Raw genomic sequence first — 17,259 nt, forward strand, 5'->3', positions numbered from 1 at the left:
CCTCATGAACTTATCTTTTCATCATATGAAAAAGGTGTCTTCAAATCAGCTGCAGGAAAGGCTGGAAACGGTCAAAACGCTGTCTGACGGAGAATTGGAGCTTTACGAAATCGCGAAGGACCGCGATACAGGCGATCACTATTTGCATTATTCTTACTTGCACCGGGATATAGCGGCCGGAGGCCAGGAGGAAGTATTTCACCAACTGCTTCCGCTGGAAAACGACGATGTGCTCGGTATCATGTTTTCAGATCAGCCTTATACGTATCCGGACCATTGGAAACGCGCTTTTTTGCGGAACGGCCCGGAAGGGGATTATGTTTGGTTCGATCCCGGATATTTGGACGATGAGCGGGAAAGCGCCGAGGTCGGGAAACAGCTGAAGGAAATGCTTCTTAAATTCAAGACGCAAGGTGCCGTGGACGAGAACGCGGTGCGCAAGCTGCTGGAGGATGCGGATCGGCTGCGCGACCCGGAGTAAGATGTGTACCCATATATGAAAAAAAGGCATGTGCCCGGGAGTGACGTTCTTTCCCGCAGCACATGCTTTTTTTTGCTTAGGAAATTAGGCATGGCTCATTTTTGTGGATAACCGGGGGCTCCCCCAAAAGTACTCGGAATCGGCTGCAAAGGTTCACTTCACGTTTGGGGATTTGTTCGTCGCCGGACGCATTTTTTTCATGCAGAACATTCATCCTAACTATGTAAAGTTGTATATCTTTTTAAAATTGGAAAGGGATGAATGTATGCTGCGATTACTCGCAAGATGGGGGTTTGTTTTGGCAATAATGGCATCGGTTTTGACCGGCTGCGCAGGGGAGGGGACGGGCGCCGGGATGAGCGCAAACAGCGACCGGGCGCAGTTCGACCGCGACAGCCGCAACAACGAAGATGCGTCGCTGGGCGTCAAAAACCGGCCGGATGCCGACAAAATGAAGCTGTACAGCGAAGAAGTAGGGCTGGATCAAATCGATCAAACGAACCGGCATTACAACGAATCGGTTCGGTTCGCACCGGCTATCTCCCAGGAACTGTCCAAAATGGAAGGCGTCGAAGCGGCGCAAGTCGTGCTTACCGACACGAACGCTTACGTCGCGGTTAAGCTGAAAGGAAGCAACGGCACGGCGACACCCGCCGTTTACGACTACGCGATTACCGATAAGGGAGGCCGCGGATTGTTCGGAAGCGATGCCGGACTGCAGATCAATTGGTCGGACACCGGCGGCCTGCCGCAAAGCATGAACCAGACGATCGCGAAGAGGGCGCTCGATTTGTCGCCGCCGCAAATCCAGAGGGCGTTTGTAACCGCGAATCCGAATTTCCTCGGACGGGTGCAATTTTACGGCGAGCAGGAAAAGCGGAACGGGAGCTGGCTCGCTTACCGGAATGAATTCAACACGCTCGTCCAGCATGTATTTCCTGAGGACGCCAACAGCCGAAAATAATGTACATGAAACCGGGTAAGCCAGGCCATAATAATGTTCGGCGATAGCCGCATCTACCCAAAATTCAGGAGGAATAACCGAACATGTTCATGAATCAGCAAATTTCCCAGCAAATCAATCAATGCACGCAAGCCGTCAATCAATTGATGCAGCAAACGCAGCAATCAAGCCAACAGTACCAAATGATGCTGCAGCAGGAACAACAAAATTCGCAAATGCTTGAGCAGTTGGCGCAAAGAGAGCGTCAGGCGGTGCAAATCATCCAAACCGCTCTGCAAGGCCACCAGGTAGCTATGCAGCAGCTGCAGCATATCGCTGGGGTATGCCGCCAGCTGGAGCAAACGGTGAATACGCTAGCCGCTAACGCTCAGCAAGCAGGGCAAGGCTACAATCAGTACGGTCAATATCAGCAGCACTAATCGGTTACCTCCGGCAAAAACCCCTTATGCAGCACAGCATAAGGGGTTTATTTGCTTTTTTTAAAGGGAAAGCGGCATTTCAGGGCATTTCGAATTTATACCCGACACCCCAGACGGTTTTGATAAACTTCGGTTCCTTCGGATCTTCCTCGATTTTTTTACGCAAGTTGGTGATATGTACATCCACGGAACGTTCGGTCACGAACGAATCGATGCCGCGGATTTTATTGAGCAGCTCCTCGCGGGAGAACACCTTGCCCGGATATAACCAGAAGTTTCGCATCATTTCAAATTCGGAGTAAGTTGTGTCCACAGGATGGTTATTCAAGTAGATACATCGCTTGTCCATATCCAGGTGAATCGGTTTCACTTCGGGCGAATCCGTAGGCGTCGGATGTTTCATGGTAAGCGCCGATCTTCTGAGCAGCGCTCCTGTTCGGGCAGCGAGCTCGCGCATGCTGAACGGCTTGCACAAATAGTCGTCCGCGCCGATCGTTAAAGCGTTTACGCGTTCGGACACTTCGTTTTTAGCGGAAATGATCATAATGGGCACGTTCGAGACGGAGCGAATTTCTTTGCACAGCTGAATGCCGTTCGTATCAGGCAGCATAATATCGAGAATGATGCAGTCCGGTTCGCACGATGCGAACAGTTCCAGACCCTGCGCGCCGTCATAGGCTCGGCACACTTCATAATTTTCCTCGGATAAATATATCGCTATCATATCGGAGATGCTTTGGTCGTCCTCGATCAGCAGCAGCTTGTTCATTTCTTCACCCCTTTCTCTGAAAACTGGAAATACCGCGACTGTTAAGAAAGTGTGAAAAAAATTAATTGATTTTTAACCGGCAAACTTGATCTTTTTTAAAATAAATCGGAAATAATTGGACTAAGCTAGTATATTTTTCCGGTATCTATATTTAATTTACCTGAAAACAAACGGGAGAACAAGCTCTAATGGCATGTCGGCGATGATGACGAATGCATGAGGAGGAAGGTTAACATGAACAAGGAGCAGCGGCAAACGGAAATCGCGTCCAGAATCGAAGAATTGAGCCGTCTCGTCTGCGAATGCGGGTTGCGTTTGACCCACCCGAAGGTCGTGCAAAAAAGCATGGAGCTGGACGAGCTTATATTATCGGCCATGAAGGAATATCGCGCCCAGCGTGCGGGTTAGTCTTAAAACAGCTGTTTCCGGGAAAAATAAGCGAAGACTACCAGGAAAGGATTGTTCCGTCGATGCGCAGCTGTTACAAAGTCAAGGCGTGCTGCAGCACGCCCACTTGCGATTATGTCGTCCACGAGGATATAGTTCAGACGATTAATCACGAATCCTCGTTTTCTTTTGCGATGTTTTTGAACGGGCTGGATCATAAAAAAAGTTGTCCCCACTGCGGGCACGAATTGTTCTTTTACCCCGTTACTTATATTTCGGAACCGGTCTGCTTCGAGTAGGGACCGGTTTTTTGTTCTGCTTTGCCTATTCCCTCATATAGTAAAAGCGAGAGTAAAATAAATCGAGATAGTTACTTGACAAAAGTAAGCTATCCGTTGTAATATACTTACATAAAGTAAGTAAATAACTTGAGTGAGGGAAAGGAAGATGGCAATGATCGATCTTGGTTTGCTTATTATTCGGTTAGTGGTAGGCCTTACGTTTGCCGGACACGGAGCGCAAAAGCTGTTCGGCTGGTTTGGAGGCTACGGCCTCAAAGGAACGGGCGGCTGGTTGGAATCGATCGGCATGAAGCCCGGGGTGACGATGGCGCTGCTTGCAGGCCTTGCCGAACTGGTCGGCGGACTGTTTTTTGCGGCAGGCGTGTTCACTTGGATCGGCGCCGCGGCGATCATCGTCACGATGCTGGTCGCTATCATTAAGGTGCATGGAGCAAACGGCTACTGGGTTACGCAAAACGGCTTCGAGTACAACTTGATTCTGATCGCCGTCGCGCTTGGCGTAGCATTGATCGGACCCGGAGCTTACGTGCTGTTTTAATTACAATCATCGTGAAAAGGGGACACTACTATGATGCAGATTATTCGTTCCACCGAACGTCACACCAACGACCACGGCTGGCTTTTGTCGAAATTCAGCTTTTCGTTTGCCGATTATTACGATCCGTCCAACCGCAACTTCGGCGCTCTTCGCGTATTTAACGACGACGTGATTCAGCCGGGTACCGGATTCGGCATGCATCCCCACGCCGATATGGAAATTATGACCTACGTGATCGACGGCACCTTGGAGCACAAGGATAGCCTCGGCAACACAGGGGTCATCGAAGCGGGAGAAGTGCAGCGCATGACGGCCGGCACAGGTATTTATCATTCGGAGTACAACCATTCGAAGACGGAACCGCTGCGTTTGCTGCAGCTTTGGTTTTTGCCGAAACATAAAGATTTGGAGCCATCCTGGGAACAGAAAAGGTTTTCCAAGGAGCAGCAAGCAGGCAAACTGCTTCCGGTCATCTCCGGCGAACCCCAGGGCGAGGCGCTATCGATTCATCAAGACTTGAGTGTGTATCTCTCCAGCCTCGAAAACGGGCAATCGGTCGCCCATAAGCAAGCCGAGCAGCGCAGAATGTACGTATTCGTCATCAAAGGTTCGTTGACTCTCGGCGGCGGGGAACGGTTGGACAACGGCGATACAGCCCGCATTCAAAATGTAACCGAGCTGATCTTAACGGCGAACGAGCCGACGGAGTTTATGCTGATCGATATGGCGTAATTTTTAAAAATGGAGCCTCCGCAAAGGGGGCTCTTTCTAGTTGGTGCCTTTTCGCGATAAAAGTTAAGCGTGGCTGCCACAGGTTTTGCGATAAGCATAACCTGTGGCAGCCATACGCGAGGACGAGGCTCGCAGTGGCTTTCTAGGCATCGGACTAAAAGTACAGCGTGTCCGGCATAAGATTTTTTAGCGGAAGCAAAAAATCCATGCCGGACAAACGCGAACTAGAAGCGAGCAATTCCTATTAGCGGGCGGGTCCAGGGCGCCTGAGCGCCTGGGGTCCCCCTTGAAGGGGGATTTAGGGGGTGGTCGGGGGATTACCTTGCTCTCCCCGAGAATAAAAGATAAAATATGGATTGGTTAACCGCACCATTTATCGGCCCATTTTTTTGAAAAGTGAGGAATCATATTTTGATGTACGGATCTCCTTTATCGGCAACATCCCGCAAGATGATGCTGCTCGGCTCCGGCGAGCTGGGTAAGGAAGTGATTATCGAAGCGCAGAGGCTCGGTGTCGAGACGATTGCCGTCGACCGCTACGCGAATGCGCCGGCCATGCAAGTGGCGCATCGCTCCTACGTGATTAACATGCTGGATGAAGAGGCGCTGCGCAAGCTGATCGAGTCCGAGCAGCCCGACCTTATCGTGCCGGAAATCGAGGCGATAGCAACGCCGGTGCTGGTTGAGCTTGAGCAGCAAGGCTTCCGCGTCATCCCGACGGCCACGGCGTCGCGGTTGACGATGGACCGCGAAGGGATTCGCCGTCTTGCGGCCGAGACGCTCGGTTTGCCGACTGCGCGTTATGAATTCGCGGACAGCTTGGAAGAGCTGAAGGTGGCGGTGGCGAACATCGGCACCCCGTGCGTGATCAAGCCGATCATGAGCTCCTCCGGCAAAGGGCAAAGCGTATGCCGAACGTCAGATGACGTGGAAAAGTGCTGGAATTACGCGATGGAAGGCGGCCGCGCCAAAAAATCCCGCGTTATCGTCGAGGAATTCATCCACTTCGAATCGGAGATCACATTGCTGACGGTCCGTTCCGTATCGGGCACGTCTTTTTGCGCGCCGATCGGCCATGTGCAGAAGGATGGAGATTACATCGAGTCATGGCAGCCGCATGCGATGTCGCCCGGGCAGATTGTCGAAGCCGAGAACATTGCCAGAACCATCACGGAAGCGCTTGGCGGTGCCGGTATATACGGCGTCGAACTGTTCCTCGCCAAGGACAAGGTGTATTTCAGCGAAGTATCGCCGCGGCCGCACGATACCGGGATGGTGACGATGGCGACGCAGGACTTGTCGGAGTTTGCCCTGCATGTCCGCGCGATTCTCGGCTTTCCGATTCCGACGATCAGACTGCTTACGCCGGGCGCCAGCCATACGCTGAAGGCATGGGAGGAGAGCGGCGATTTCCGCATCGGCGGCCTGGAGGAAGCGCTCGCGATACCGAATACGCAGGTGCGCATTTTCGGCAAACCGGAAACGAAAGTAGGCCGACGGATGGCGGTCGCTCTGAACACGGCGGACACGGTGGAGGAAGCGCGGGCGAGGGCGGCTCAGGCGGCTCAGGCGCTGCGCGTCGAATACGGCGGATAATTCGCCTCATGGGAGGGTTTTACGATGAATGCTCATGAAATTGGTTACCGTATCTCGGGTTCCGAGATGCAGTACGTGGAAATCGAGCTCGATCCGGGTGAAAGCGTCGTCGCGGAAGCGGGCAGCATGATGATGATGGATGCCAATATCCAGATGGAGACGATTTTCGGCGACGGCAGCAGCGACAACAAAGGGTTTATGGGCAAGCTGCTCGGCGCAGGCAAACGTCTCCTTACCGGAGAGAGCCTGTTTATGACCGTATTCACGAACCGGGGTCACGGCAAGGAGCGCGTATCGTTCGCGTCCCCGTATCCCGGCCGCATTTTGCCGATGGATCTGACGACGCTGAACGGCAAGCTGATCTGCCAAAAGGACTCGTTTCTGTGTGCGGCCAAAGGCGTGTCGGTCGGCATCGATTTTCAGCGCAAGCTGGGCACCGGCTTTTTCGGCGGCGAAGGGTTCATCATGCAGAAGATCGAAGGAGACGGCCTCGCTTTCGTCCATGCCGGCGGAGCGATTTGCGAGCGAGAACTCGGACATGGGGAAATGATCCGTGTCGACACGGGTTGTCTCGTTGCGATGACCCAGGATGTCGACTATGACATCGAATTTGTCAAAGGCATCAAAACGGCGCTGTTCGGCGGGGAAGGGCTATTTTTCGCCACGCTTCGCGGACCGGGCCGCGTGTGGATTCAATCGCTGCCGTTCAGCCGGCTGGCCGACCGCGTTTTGTCCGCGGCAGGGGCGGGAGGACGCAAGGAGGAAGGCAGTATTTTGGGCGGCCTCGGCAATCTGCTTGACGGAGACAGATAAAATAGCTAATATTCAATGTAACCCGTTCTGAATTATTTTCGTAAAAAGAGGTGCAGCAGATGGCTTTCCAACCGCAAGTCGTTGACGCGAAAATCGTCAGCAACAATCCGAAAAACGGACTGTTCGAAATCGTCGCAAAGCTGAAGGACCGCACCGAATGCCGGCTCATGTATGAGAAGGATGCGACGGGCGAAGTCAAAGTTACGCATATCAACCGATTGTATAAGGAACCTTGCCCGGTTTGTCGGAAAGATTTTCTGTGCAACTGCATGACGCGTTTTATTGACGATATTTCGTCGCAGGCGCTCGGCATCGCCGGTACACCACAGTAAATCTGAAAGCCTTCCCTGAACGCTGTCAAAGCGTTTGGGGGAGGCTTTTTTTTTGCCATGAAACGCTATTTTTGCAGCAACCCGGAAAAAGGGAAAAGCCGCTCCGTGTCGAATGATTGTACATAAAACCTATGCAGATGCCTCGGAGTGACAGATGAAAACACGCGTTCCTATTCGGCTTGGCAGCTTTCAGTCCAGGCTGCTTTTATATCTGCTTTTAGTCGGCTCGATTCCGCTGCTGTGCGCGATTTTGGTGTTTTACCGGCAAGCCGGAACGTACGCGCAGAAGGAACTGGCCGCATATGTCCAGCAATCGCACGAACAGATGCTGCTTGCGCTCAAGCGGGCTTTGAACGAGATCGATCATACGGCTCGGAATATGGCGAACGATTACGCCGTCCAGCGTTATCTTGATCTTGCCGGAACCCGTGACCCGGAGGAGCGCGGACTCAAAGATTACATCGATGCGAGCCTGCGGCAGCAGATGAATCAAGCGAAATTTATCGCGGATTGGTGCGTTGCTTCTCATGTAGCAGGCTACGCGATTTGCACAAATGAAAGCGGTCTTCAAGGCTACTTGCTGGCCTCGGACGGGGCGGCGATGCTGAAAAAAAGCGAGCGCTTGCTGGAATCGGCCGACGCCGGCGGACGGGCCGATTTGACGAACATAGTCAAAATGACGATTCCCGTTTACGACCGGAGGACGAGCGCGGTCAAAGGCACCGTCGTTGCGGCGATCAACTTGAGCAGGGTGCTGGCCGAATCGCAGAGCCGCTGGCCGCTTGACAATCACCTGCTTTACGATGCGAAAGGGAGCGTCTTTTATCAAATGAAACCCGCACGGGCGGAAGAGTCGCAGGTTGATTTGCGGCGTACCGAGCCGTATGTTTTGTTCCGCGAGAGCGAGATCGTTTCGCAGAAAAAACTTTCTCTGGACGAGACGGAGTGGATTTCAGCGGTCACAGTGAAGGACGGTTTTTCAACATCCGCGTTCCGGGGACTTCGCGACACGCTGATCGCGATTTTTGCCGTTCTTGTCGTGCTGTCGCTCATGAGCTCGATCATATTCTCCAGATACATAACGAAGCCGCTCGGTCATTTGCGTGGGCTGATGAAGCGAGCGGAGCTCGGCGATTTGAAAGCGTATTGGGTGGCCCGCGGGACGCAGGAAATGAACGATCTCGGCGAGAGCTACAACCAGATGCTGAACCGGGTCGAGGAGCTGATCAAGCAGGTGAAGCGCGAGGAAGCGCTGAAAAAAGAAGCGGAAATCGAAGCGCTGCAGTATCAGCTCAACCCTCATTTTTTATACAACACGCTGAATACGATCAAATGGGTGGCCAAGCTGCATAAGACGCCGCAAATTTCCGAGGTGGTCAGCGCGCTGGTGCGGCTGTTGCAGGCAAGCCTGGGCAAGAAGGGCGATTTTCTGGAAATTCGCGAAGAGATCGGCCTGATTAAGGATTACATGGAAATTCAAAATTTTCGCTACGGCGACAAAGTAAAGCTGGTTTACGACATCGATCCGTTTGCGGCCCGCTGCCTCGTGCCGCGGATGATCTTACAGCCGCTGGTCGAAAATGCGATCATTCACGGCATCGAGCCCAGCGGCCGGGACGGCTTGATTACGATCCGCGCTTGGATCGAGCGCGACATTTTGTTTTGCCAGGTCGAGGACAACGGTGTCGGCATTCAGCAGGAGAGCGGGGGGCTCACCGAAGCCCGCGAGCTGAAGGAGCGGATGAGCGGCATCGGCATGCGCCATATCCGCGAGAAGATCAAGCTCTACTACGGAGATGATTACAAAATGTACGTTACCAGCAAAGAGCGGCAGGGGACGACGGTTCGTCTGACGCTGCCGATTCATCGAAACGAGGGATAAACGGTGAACGTACTGATCGTAGATGACGAGCCGATCGTGCGGCTCGGTTTGTCCACGCTGATCGAGTGGGAGCGCCACGGATTTGCGCTTGCCGGAACGGCGGCCGACGGCGTCGAGGCGTGGAAGCGCATTGAAACGGAAGCGGTGGATATCGTAGTCACCGATATCTTGATGCCGCGGATGGATGGGCTCGAACTGGTTCGCAAGCTGAAGGAGTCGTCGACGGACGTGGCGGTCGTCGTGCTCAGCTGCCTGGACGATTTCGTATATGTGAAGGAAGCGATGAAGCTTGGCGCACGGGATTACATCCTCAAGCCGACGATGGAACCCGAGGAGCTGCTTGCTATTTTGCTGGAGGCGAAGGAGGCGCTTGCAAGGCAAAGGCAGGAGCAGGCCCAGGTGGCGCGCTGGCGCGAGGAGCTGCAGCAGTCGAAGCAGGCGCAGCTCGGCCTGAAGCTGGAAAAGTGGCTGATTTCCGGCCTGCCCGATGAAGAACTGGCCGAGCAGCTGCTGCCGCCGGGAAAATGGCTGCACAGCATGGGCGTGCATGCCGCAGAGGGCCAGCCCGCGTATACGGATTGGTCCGACCTGGGCGTCCATGCCGCCGTTCGCTGCGGAGAACAGTCCGTGCTGCTGCTGTATGCGGCGGAGCCGCTCGTTTCGCAGCACGAATGGAACGTCATGTGTTACGAGCGGGCCGCATGGTTGGAGCGGTATATCATCCGTGAAATCGGCTTGGAGGAAAGTGCCTTCGTCATCGGTATCGGTATGAAAGTCCGATCGCTGCCAGATGTCGCCGCGGCTGCCCGGCTGCTTGAAAGCCAGGTAAACCGGTCATTTTACGAGGGCGCTTCGTCCCGGATCATACCTTTGCCGGACACGACTGCTGTCGCCCATTCGATTCGTCTGCCGCAGGAGGAGAAGGTAGATCTGCTGCGGGCCGTGGCCAGCGGCAATGCGGAAGCCGCGCTGCATGCCGCGCAGCGGCTTTGCGATACGCTGGCCGAGCTCAGGCCGCCGGTCGGTAAAACGCACGCTTTTGTCCATGAGCTGCTCGGCCTGGCTGCCGAATACGCCAGAGAACGCGGTTCAATCCGTTTGGATGATTTCGAGGCGGCTTATTTGAACGGAGGAAAGCTCCGTTCGATTATGTCGCTCGCAGGGCTGCGTCGCTTTCTATCGGAAGCGGCACTGGCACTCGCCGGAGCCGGGACGGACGGTTATGCACCGGACGCTGCGAAGCACCCGTTCGTGCGCAAAGCGCTTCAGTACATGCGCGATCATTTCCGCGAAAATATCGGAACCGCCGATATCGCCCAGTACGTGAGGTTAAGCCGCAGCTATTTGAGCGACTTGTTCGGCAAGGAAACGGGCGAGTCGCTCAGCGAGGCGCTTACGCGCATTCGCATCGAAGAAGCAAAGCGGCTGCTCGGCACCGGCGAGAAAAAAGTGTACGAAGTTGCCGAAGCGGTCGGCTTCCAGGATGCGAAAACGTTCGCCAAGACGTTTAAAAAGGTCGTCGGCTGCTCGCCCAAAGAATACGAAGCGAGGTAAGCGGGCTGCCGGACTGCGGAGTGCGGGTGACCTGCCGACCTACCTACCCGCTGCGGCCGGCTTATCCTGCTTGACCGAATAAGAAGAAAATGATGCCGATGGCGGCGACGGCGAATGTCCAGCCCAAGGCTGTGTGCAAACGGGGTAAAGAGCCTGCTTTCAGCAGAAGCCTGAAGCCGAGAGGAACGAGCGCCGTGCACAATCCGGCCGTGGCGACGAGCGAAAGAGGCGTTGTGCCTTTAAGCACGCCTAACGGAAGAGCGGCCATCAGCGCTAACGCGGCGGAACGGGAGCGGACCGAGCGTACCGGAGCGGTACGCTCCGACGGCAAGCACGACCCATCCGAGCATGATGGCCAGGTTGAACATACTGAAGATGTGGAACGCGCCATAGGATTCGGCAACGGTTTTTGTCGCCATTTCGACAGATCCGGTGCGGACGAGTTGAAAGGCGAGGTGATCGACACCGGCGTGAAATGCCCTCGCAAACAGCCCGAATATCGCGAAGATGCCGCCCCATAACGCCCAGCCGGGCTTCCTCGCGCCGATCAAACCGGCCAATGCGAGAACGGCCGGCCAAAGAAGCACATTGCCGGCATTAAACGTACTGTACGCAGCAGTCAGCAGAGCAGGATGATCTTCATACGCCGCCAGCTGTGCGGGAAAAAAGAAATGAAACGGGAACTTCAGCACGGTTCCCGCAAGCAGCAGCACCGGGCCCAGAATGAGCGCGATTCCTCCCGCCCAGCGTCCGGGAAATCCTTGGGCGGAGATAACGGAAGTAAAGTTTTGTTCCGTTTTTCCGAAAGTGCGAAACATCATTGTACGTTCACCGTGCTTTCTATTAAGATTGACTATACCGTAACCGTTAAATCTTTCTTAAAGGTCATGCGAATTCTTATCGATTTCTTAATTTCCGAACCCAGGCGCATTAACCGCTTCGTGCATTTACGGGCGAGCTTCGGTATAATTTGAAGGATAATGGAACGGGGCAATGATGCCGATCAGCTTTCTTTCACTATAAAAATAAGGCAGGACAGGTGGGAGTGCATTTGAAAACGATCCTAATTATCGGCGGCGGAGTGACCGGGTTATCTGCCGCCTACTACCTTCAAAAAGCGCTGCAAGCCGGTCGCCGGGACGCGGAGATCGTGCTGGTCGAAGCAGACGAGACGTTGGGCGGAAAAATCAAAACCGTACATCAAGGCGAATTTATTATGGAAACGGGAGCGGATTCGCTCGTCGCGAGGAAAACGAATGTAGCTCCTCTTTTGGATGAGCTGGGACTTCGGGAGGAGGTTGTTTATAACGCAACCGGGATCTCGTATATTTATGCGGATGGTGAATTGAAGCCGATCCCGAAGGAGGCGGTATTCGGCATTCCGCTCAGCCTGGAATCGCTGGCCAAGACGGGGCTTGTTTCGGCGCAAGGCAAGGTTGACGCCCTCAAAGATTTTTATACGCCTAACGAATCGTTTACTAAGGAAGATTCCATCGGCGCTTTCCTCGAGTTTTTTCTTGGCGAAGAACTGGTCGAAAAACAGATCGCTCCGGTACTGTCCGGCGTTTATTCCGGCCGGCTGCACGAATTGACGATCGCTTCGACACTGCCTTATCTGCTTGATTATAAAAACGAGTATGGGAGCATCATCCAGGGCTTGGCGGCCAACAGGCAGCGGTTTTTGGGGACAGGGGACAGGAAGTTTTTGTCGTTCAAAAACGGTGTGTCCTCTCTGATCGACAGGTTGGAGGAACGGTTAACCGATGTCGAAATTCGTAAAGGCGTACGGGCGGAAACCATCGGCAGGCGGGGAGAGCGGTACGTCGTCGCTTTTTCCGGGAAGGAGGAGCTCGAAGCGGACTTCGTCGTGGTCAGCACGACGCATCAGGTCGCCCAGCGTATTCTGCGCGATGAAACGTTGGACGAGGATTTCCGTCTTCTAAAGAACAGCTCGCTGATCAGTGTATACCTCGGCTTCGACGTTCCCGACAGCGAACTGCCGAAGGACGGGACCGGATTTATTGCCGTGGAGGGCAGCGATCTGAGGTGCAATGCCTGCACCTGGACCAGCCGCAAATGGGAGCATACCTCGGAGCATGGGCGTCTTTTGGTCCGGCTTTTTTACAAAAGTACTTGCCGCGACTTCGAGAGCCTCCGGAACATGACCGAAGAAGAGCTGGTGCAGGTCGCGCGCAAAGATATTGAAGACAGTCTCGGGATCACCGGCACGCCGGTTTCTTTTGCCGTTACCGAGTGGAACGAGATGATGCCGAATTACCATCTGAAGCACCCGCAGATCGTAAAATCGCTTGAAAGCAAGCTGGCCGAACGTTATCCGAACGTGATTTTGGCCGGCAGCTCCTATTACGGGGTAGGTATTGCCGATTGTATCCTCAGCGGCGAGAAAACCGCCCGGCGTATTGCAGAGCTTGTGTAAGCGAGAACGATGTGCCGATTCCCCTATCTCCAAAAAAATTTTGGATGAAGATGTCGAAATCGAAGTCGTCCGTTCGTCATGTTATTGAGCAGGCCAAAAGGCCGCCCGAAATTATGGAGAGGGGAATATGAATATGCACTACACGATTTTGTTTTACGAAACGCCGGAGGATTTTGCACGTCGTTCCGATCCGGAGCGGCAGCAGGAATATTTGGCCGGCTGGTCCCATTATGTAAAAGCGCTGCGCGAATCCGGCATTGTTGTGAGCGGAGCCGGTCTCGATGCTCCAAGCACAGCCGCTTCCTTAAGGCGGCACGGCGGTGAAATGCGCGTCCAGGACGGGCCTGTTACGGAGACGAAAGAGCAGCTCGGCGGCTTCTTCGTCATCGATGTACCCGACCTTGACGCTGCGCTGGAATGGGCGGCCCGCTGCCCCAACAACGCGGTGGAAGTACGGCGGAATTTGCCGCCGATGAAATGATCGGCCGCCATGAACGTTCATCATGCGGTGGAACAGGCGGCCCGCGATTCCTACGGGCGACTCGTCGCGTATTTGGCCGCACGCTGGCATGATATCGCAACGGTGGAAGATGCGCTTTCAGGCGCCTTCGTCGCCGCGCTGGAAACATGGCCGCGCACGGGAGTGCCGGACAAGCCGGAGGCATGGCTGCTTACGGCGGCCCGGCGCAAGCTGATCGACGGAGCACGCCGCGCACGGGTGCAAGCCAAGGCGGAACCGGCTCTGCTCGCGATGGCGGAGGAAGCGCGGCGCTGGTCCCGATCGGACGAAGATTTTCCCGATGAGCGTCTGCGAATGATGTTCATGTGCGCTCACCCCGATATCGATCCGTCCATGCACACGCCGCTGATGCTTCAGACCGTGCTGGGCATTGATGCCGCGCGCATCGCGTCGGCTTTTATTGTCAAGCCGTCGACGATGGGGCAGCGTCTCAGCCGCGCGAAGGCGAAAATCCGCGAGGAGCGCATCCGGTTTGAGTTTCCCGACGAAAGCGAATTGCCACAACGCCTTGGCGCCGTGCTGGAAGCGGTTTATGCCGCTTACGGCAGCGGGTGGGACGATGCGGCCGGAGCGGATCCGCGGCGGAAAGGATTGACCGGGGAAGCGGTCTATTTGGGAAGATTGCTTGTGCGTTTTATGCCGGACGAGCCGGAGGCGCTGGGACTTCTCGCATTGATGCTTCATTGCGAGGCCCGCCTCGAAGCACGCCGCAATGCGGCTGGAAGCTATGTGCCGCTCTCGGAGCAGGACACCGCGCTTTGGTCGCGCGTACTGATCGGGGAGGCGGAGCGCATCCTGAGCTGTGCCGCTCAAGCGGGCCGAATCGGGCGGTTCCAGCTCGAAGCGGCGATTCAGTCGGTGCATGCGCAGCGGGCATACACCGGCCGCACCGAGTGGGAGGAGATCGCCCTCCTGTACGAAGGGCTCGTGCGCATCGCACCTACGATCAGCACGCACATAGGCCGTGCCGCCGCCGTGGCCGAGGCGCGCGGCGCCGAAAGCGGGCTTGCGCTGCTTGAGGCGATTCCGGCCGAGACGATCGCAAGCTATCAGCCGTACTGGGCGCTTGCCGCCCATTTATTCAAGCGATTGCGTCGGGACGAGGACGCCCACGCCGCATACAGCCGCGCCATCGGGCTGTGCACGGACCCGTCCGTTCGCGATTTTTTGCAGCGGCAGGCAGGTCAGCAATGATCTCTAAGTCCCCGGCAATATTCCCGAAGCGAAACCTTTTCTACGTAAAGGGTTTCGCTTTTTTTTGTTTGCCCGGGTGCGTGCCCTTCTCCGGCGAACGACGAAACGGACACCACGGACCTTATTTGCGCCAAGAAGGGCAGTATGCGAAATGCAGCGGACACGGGCGCCGCTATTTCGCCGCAAAACCATTCATCTTACGCTACCTGGTAATGCGCCAAAACGAAGCGAGCCCGAGACACGCATAAGCTCCACGCATCATCGCTCCCAAAGTAAAGCGTGCCGGGCATAGGATTTGGGCGAGCGGCCCCAAATCCATGCCCGGCAAACGCGAACTAGAAGCGAGCACTCCCGCACTGCGGGCGGGTCCAGGGCGCCCGAGCGCCTGGGGTCCCCCCGGTGGGGGGACTTAGGGGGGCAGAAGCACCTAACAAACTCACACCATTTTCTAACAAATAACGCCTGTTCATTTATTTTGAAAAGGGTTACATTGGTTATGATTTGCCGGCTTTTTCTGCACGCATTAGACGCAATAAACGTTAGGGGGACCCGCAAGATGGAGCATTCCGCCACTACGAAAATGGCTCATGCCGTACCGTCCACAGAGCCGATGATTCAGGCCGTCGGCGTAGCCCGTACATTCGGCCGGGGAAACAGCGCCGTTCATGCGCTGAAGGGCGCCAATCTGTCGATACCGCCCGGGCGGCTCGTCGCGCTGCGCGGACGGTCCGGCTCCGGAAAGACGACGCTGCTGAATATTTTGGGCGCACTCGACCGTCCGACGGAAGGGGCGGTTTATTTTAAAGGGCAGGAAATATCGGGGTTGTCCGAAAGAAAACGCGGCGAGCTGAGACGAACGCAGATCGGCCTGATTTTTCAATCGTTCGCGCTCGTGCCGCTGATGTCGGCGTACGAAAACGTCGAATTCGGCCTGCGCATCGCCGGCGTACCGACCGGCCGTTACAAGGAGTACGCGGAAAGAGCGCTCGATTTCGTCGGACTGAAGGCGCGCATGAAGCATCGCCCCTTCGAAATGTCCGGAGGCGAGCAGCAGCGCGTCGCCATCGCCAGAGCGATCGCGCACAGGCCGTCGCTTCTGCTGGCGGACGAGCCGACGGCGGAGCTCGACAGCAAGATGGGGCTGCAGGTGATGAAGGTGTTTAAAGATTTGGTCGAGCAGGAGGGCATGACGATCATTTTAACGACGCATGACCCCGCAATCATGGAAATTGTCGATCATGTATACGCATTGGAGGATGGACACATTGTGGACGAAGGATAGGCGGCCGCTTCGCTTCGTCCGGGTGGCTTGCGCGGGAATGCTGGCGGCGGCGCTCGCAGGCTGCTCGCTTTTGCCCAAGGAGGAAGAGGCGCTGAAGCCGCCGCTCGTGAAGCCGGTCAAAGAAAACTTCGAAGTCTATGAAGTGAAGCGCGGCAGCATCGCCAAGCAGGTGAGCGGTGTCGCCACGTTTGCGTCGGACAAGATGCAGTATTTGAATTTTACCGAATCCGGAGGGCGGCTCGCATCCATCGACGTGCAGATGGGCACCGTCGTTAAGGCGGGGGACGTCGTCGCACAGCTTGATAAAGGCGATATCGAAAACAAAATCAAGCAGCAGCAGATCGTCGTGGAGAAAGCGAAAATCGCCCTGGAGCAGGCCAAGGAAGAGAAGCGGGGAGACGTGCAGACGATGCGCCTTAAAATACTTGACATCCAGAAGGAGCAGGTGCAGCTCGAGATGCTGCAAAACCAGCTCGCCAAGACGCAGCTGGTCTCAAATATCGAAGGCATAGTGACTTTCATCGATACGAATCTGAAGCCGGGAGACCCGGTCGTCGCGTTTCGCCCGATCATTACGATTTCCGATCCGAAGTCGCTTAAACTGGTTTACGAATTCGCCAATACGAACGATTTGACGGGCATTCAGGTCGGCATGGCGGCGGACGTGAAAATCAAGGGAAATCCGTTCACCGGCAAAGTGGTGCAAATTCCCGCCACCGCGCCTCAGAGCGACGTCAAGGCGATTGCCGACAAAAATGCCAAGTCGGTCGTCATCGTCGTCGATAACCCGCCGGCTGACGTGGAAATCGGCGGCAATGCCGATATTTCAATCGTGACGGAAAAGCGCGACGACGTGCTCGTCATCCCGAGAGTCGGCCTGCGCTCCTATTTGGGCAGGGACTACGTTCAGGTGCTGGAAGGGGAGAGCCGCAAGGAAATCGACGTGGAGAAAGGGATCGTTTCCTCGACCGAGGTGGAGATCCGCAAAGGCTTGAAGGAAGGGCAGAAGGTGATTTTAAACAATTGAGGTGACAACATTCCGGTGGCCCTGTTCGTA

General features: G+C 55.3%; 19 protein-coding genes. 16 read left to right on the plus strand and 3 right to left on the minus strand.

From position 1 onward, the window contains the following. The first annotated feature begins 4 nt into the window (after positions 1-4). From MYS68_RS09575 to MYS68_RS09585, 3 genes are all read left to right on the plus strand, one after another. Positions 5-481 carry a hypothetical protein gene (locus MYS68_RS09575; protein ID WP_248925623.1) on the plus strand — a complete coding sequence of 159 codons (477 nt, stop codon included), beginning with the start codon at positions 5-7 and terminating at the stop codon, positions 479-481. A gap of 307 nt (positions 482-788) precedes the next feature. Next, positions 789-1,445 (plus strand): YhcN/YlaJ family sporulation lipoprotein, encoded by a 657-nt coding sequence (locus tag MYS68_RS09580; RefSeq protein ID WP_248930861.1) that lies wholly within the window; start codon positions 789-791, stop codon positions 1,443-1,445. Between the two features lie 83 nt (positions 1,446-1,528). After that, positions 1,529-1,864, plus strand: coding sequence for a hypothetical protein (locus MYS68_RS09585; protein WP_248925624.1), 336 nt, complete (start codon positions 1,529-1,531; stop codon positions 1,862-1,864). Between the two features lie 79 nt (positions 1,865-1,943). Here the strand turns inward: MYS68_RS09585 and MYS68_RS09590 are convergent, their stop codons facing one another. Next, complete coding sequence (locus tag MYS68_RS09590) at positions 1,944-2,633, minus strand: response regulator transcription factor (RefSeq protein ID WP_248925625.1); 690 nt, start codon at positions 2,631-2,633, stop codon at positions 1,944-1,946. Between the two features lie 234 nt (positions 2,634-2,867). Between MYS68_RS09590 and MYS68_RS09595 the strand changes: the two genes are divergently transcribed. The 8 genes from MYS68_RS09595 (at position 2,868) to MYS68_RS09630 (ending at position 10,769) form a co-directional block, all read left to right on the plus strand. Continuing rightward, positions 2,868-3,041: an aspartyl-phosphate phosphatase Spo0E family protein gene (locus tag MYS68_RS09595; protein WP_248925626.1), complete on the plus strand. Its 174-nt coding sequence runs from the start codon at positions 2,868-2,870 to the stop codon at positions 3,039-3,041. Between the two features lie 432 nt (positions 3,042-3,473). Beyond that, positions 3,474-3,860, plus strand: a complete 387-nt coding sequence (locus MYS68_RS09600) for a DoxX family protein (protein ID WP_248930862.1) — start codon at positions 3,474-3,476, stop codon at positions 3,858-3,860. A 30-nt stretch (positions 3,861-3,890) separates the two neighbouring features. Beyond that, positions 3,891-4,592, plus strand: a complete 702-nt coding sequence (locus MYS68_RS09605; RefSeq protein WP_248925627.1) for a pirin family protein — start codon at positions 3,891-3,893, stop codon at positions 4,590-4,592. A 414-nt stretch (positions 4,593-5,006) separates the two neighbouring features. Continuing rightward, the gene (purT, locus tag MYS68_RS09610; RefSeq protein ID WP_248925628.1) at positions 5,007-6,188 is read left to right on the plus strand and encodes a formate-dependent phosphoribosylglycinamide formyltransferase; all 1,182 of its coding nucleotides are present in this window, start codon (positions 5,007-5,009) and stop codon (positions 6,186-6,188) included. A gap of 24 nt (positions 6,189-6,212) precedes the next feature. Beyond that, a complete protein-coding gene (locus MYS68_RS09615; RefSeq protein ID WP_248925629.1) occupies positions 6,213-7,001 on the plus strand; it encodes a TIGR00266 family protein in 789 nt (262 codons plus the stop codon). Positions 7,002-7,060: 59 nt separating this feature from the next. Beyond that, positions 7,061-7,333: a hypothetical protein gene (locus MYS68_RS09620; RefSeq protein WP_248925630.1), complete on the plus strand. Its 273-nt coding sequence runs from the start codon at positions 7,061-7,063 to the stop codon at positions 7,331-7,333. Between the two features lie 154 nt (positions 7,334-7,487). Continuing rightward, the gene (locus tag MYS68_RS09625; protein WP_248925631.1) at positions 7,488-9,215 is read left to right on the plus strand and encodes a sensor histidine kinase; all 1,728 of its coding nucleotides are present in this window, start codon (positions 7,488-7,490) and stop codon (positions 9,213-9,215) included. Positions 9,216-9,218: 3 nt separating this feature from the next. Continuing rightward, complete coding sequence (locus tag MYS68_RS09630) at positions 9,219-10,769, plus strand: response regulator (RefSeq protein ID WP_248925632.1); 1,551 nt, start codon at positions 9,219-9,221, stop codon at positions 10,767-10,769. A 61-nt stretch (positions 10,770-10,830) separates the two neighbouring features. On the opposite strand, the gene MYS68_RS09635 is transcribed toward MYS68_RS09630, so the two are convergent. Continuing rightward, entirely contained in the window at positions 10,831-11,037 is a 207-nt protein-coding gene (locus tag MYS68_RS09635) for a hypothetical protein (protein WP_248925633.1), read from the minus strand. Further along, the gene (locus MYS68_RS09640) at positions 11,009-11,590 is read right to left on the minus strand and encodes a hypothetical protein (RefSeq protein ID WP_248925634.1); all 582 of its coding nucleotides are present in this window, start codon (positions 11,588-11,590) and stop codon (positions 11,009-11,011) included. The genes MYS68_RS09635 and MYS68_RS09640 overlap by 29 nt, the downstream gene beginning before the upstream one ends. Before the next feature lie 230 nt (positions 11,591-11,820). On the opposite strand from MYS68_RS09640, the gene MYS68_RS09645 reads away from it, so the two are divergent. The 5 genes from MYS68_RS09645 to MYS68_RS09665 all read left to right on the plus strand — a co-directional run bounded on the left by MYS68_RS09645 (position 11,821) and on the right by MYS68_RS09665 (position 17,229). Continuing rightward, on the plus strand, positions 11,821-13,206 hold the full coding sequence (locus MYS68_RS09645) for a protoporphyrinogen oxidase (RefSeq protein WP_248925635.1): 1,386 nt from the start codon (positions 11,821-11,823) through the stop codon (positions 13,204-13,206). 127 nt (positions 13,207-13,333) lie between these two features. Next, positions 13,334-13,687, plus strand: a complete 354-nt coding sequence (locus MYS68_RS09650; protein ID WP_248925636.1) for a YciI family protein — start codon at positions 13,334-13,336, stop codon at positions 13,685-13,687. Between the two features lie 9 nt (positions 13,688-13,696). After that, entirely contained in the window at positions 13,697-14,920 is a 1,224-nt protein-coding gene (locus MYS68_RS09655) for an RNA polymerase sigma factor (protein ID WP_248925637.1), read from the plus strand. Positions 14,921-15,476: 556 nt separating this feature from the next. Beyond that, positions 15,477-16,202, plus strand: coding sequence for an ABC transporter ATP-binding protein (locus tag MYS68_RS09660; RefSeq protein ID WP_248925638.1), 726 nt, complete (start codon positions 15,477-15,479; stop codon positions 16,200-16,202). After that, a complete protein-coding gene (locus MYS68_RS09665; RefSeq protein WP_420852104.1) occupies positions 16,177-17,229 on the plus strand; it encodes an efflux RND transporter periplasmic adaptor subunit in 1,053 nt (350 codons plus the stop codon). Before MYS68_RS09660 ends, MYS68_RS09665 begins: the two co-directional genes overlap by 26 nt. Positions 17,230-17,259: the final 30 nt, after the last annotated feature.

The organism is Paenibacillus hamazuiensis, assembly GCF_023276405.1.
Taxonomy (GTDB): Bacteria; Bacillota; Bacilli; order Paenibacillales; family NBRC-103111; genus Paenibacillus_AF; species Paenibacillus_AF hamazuiensis.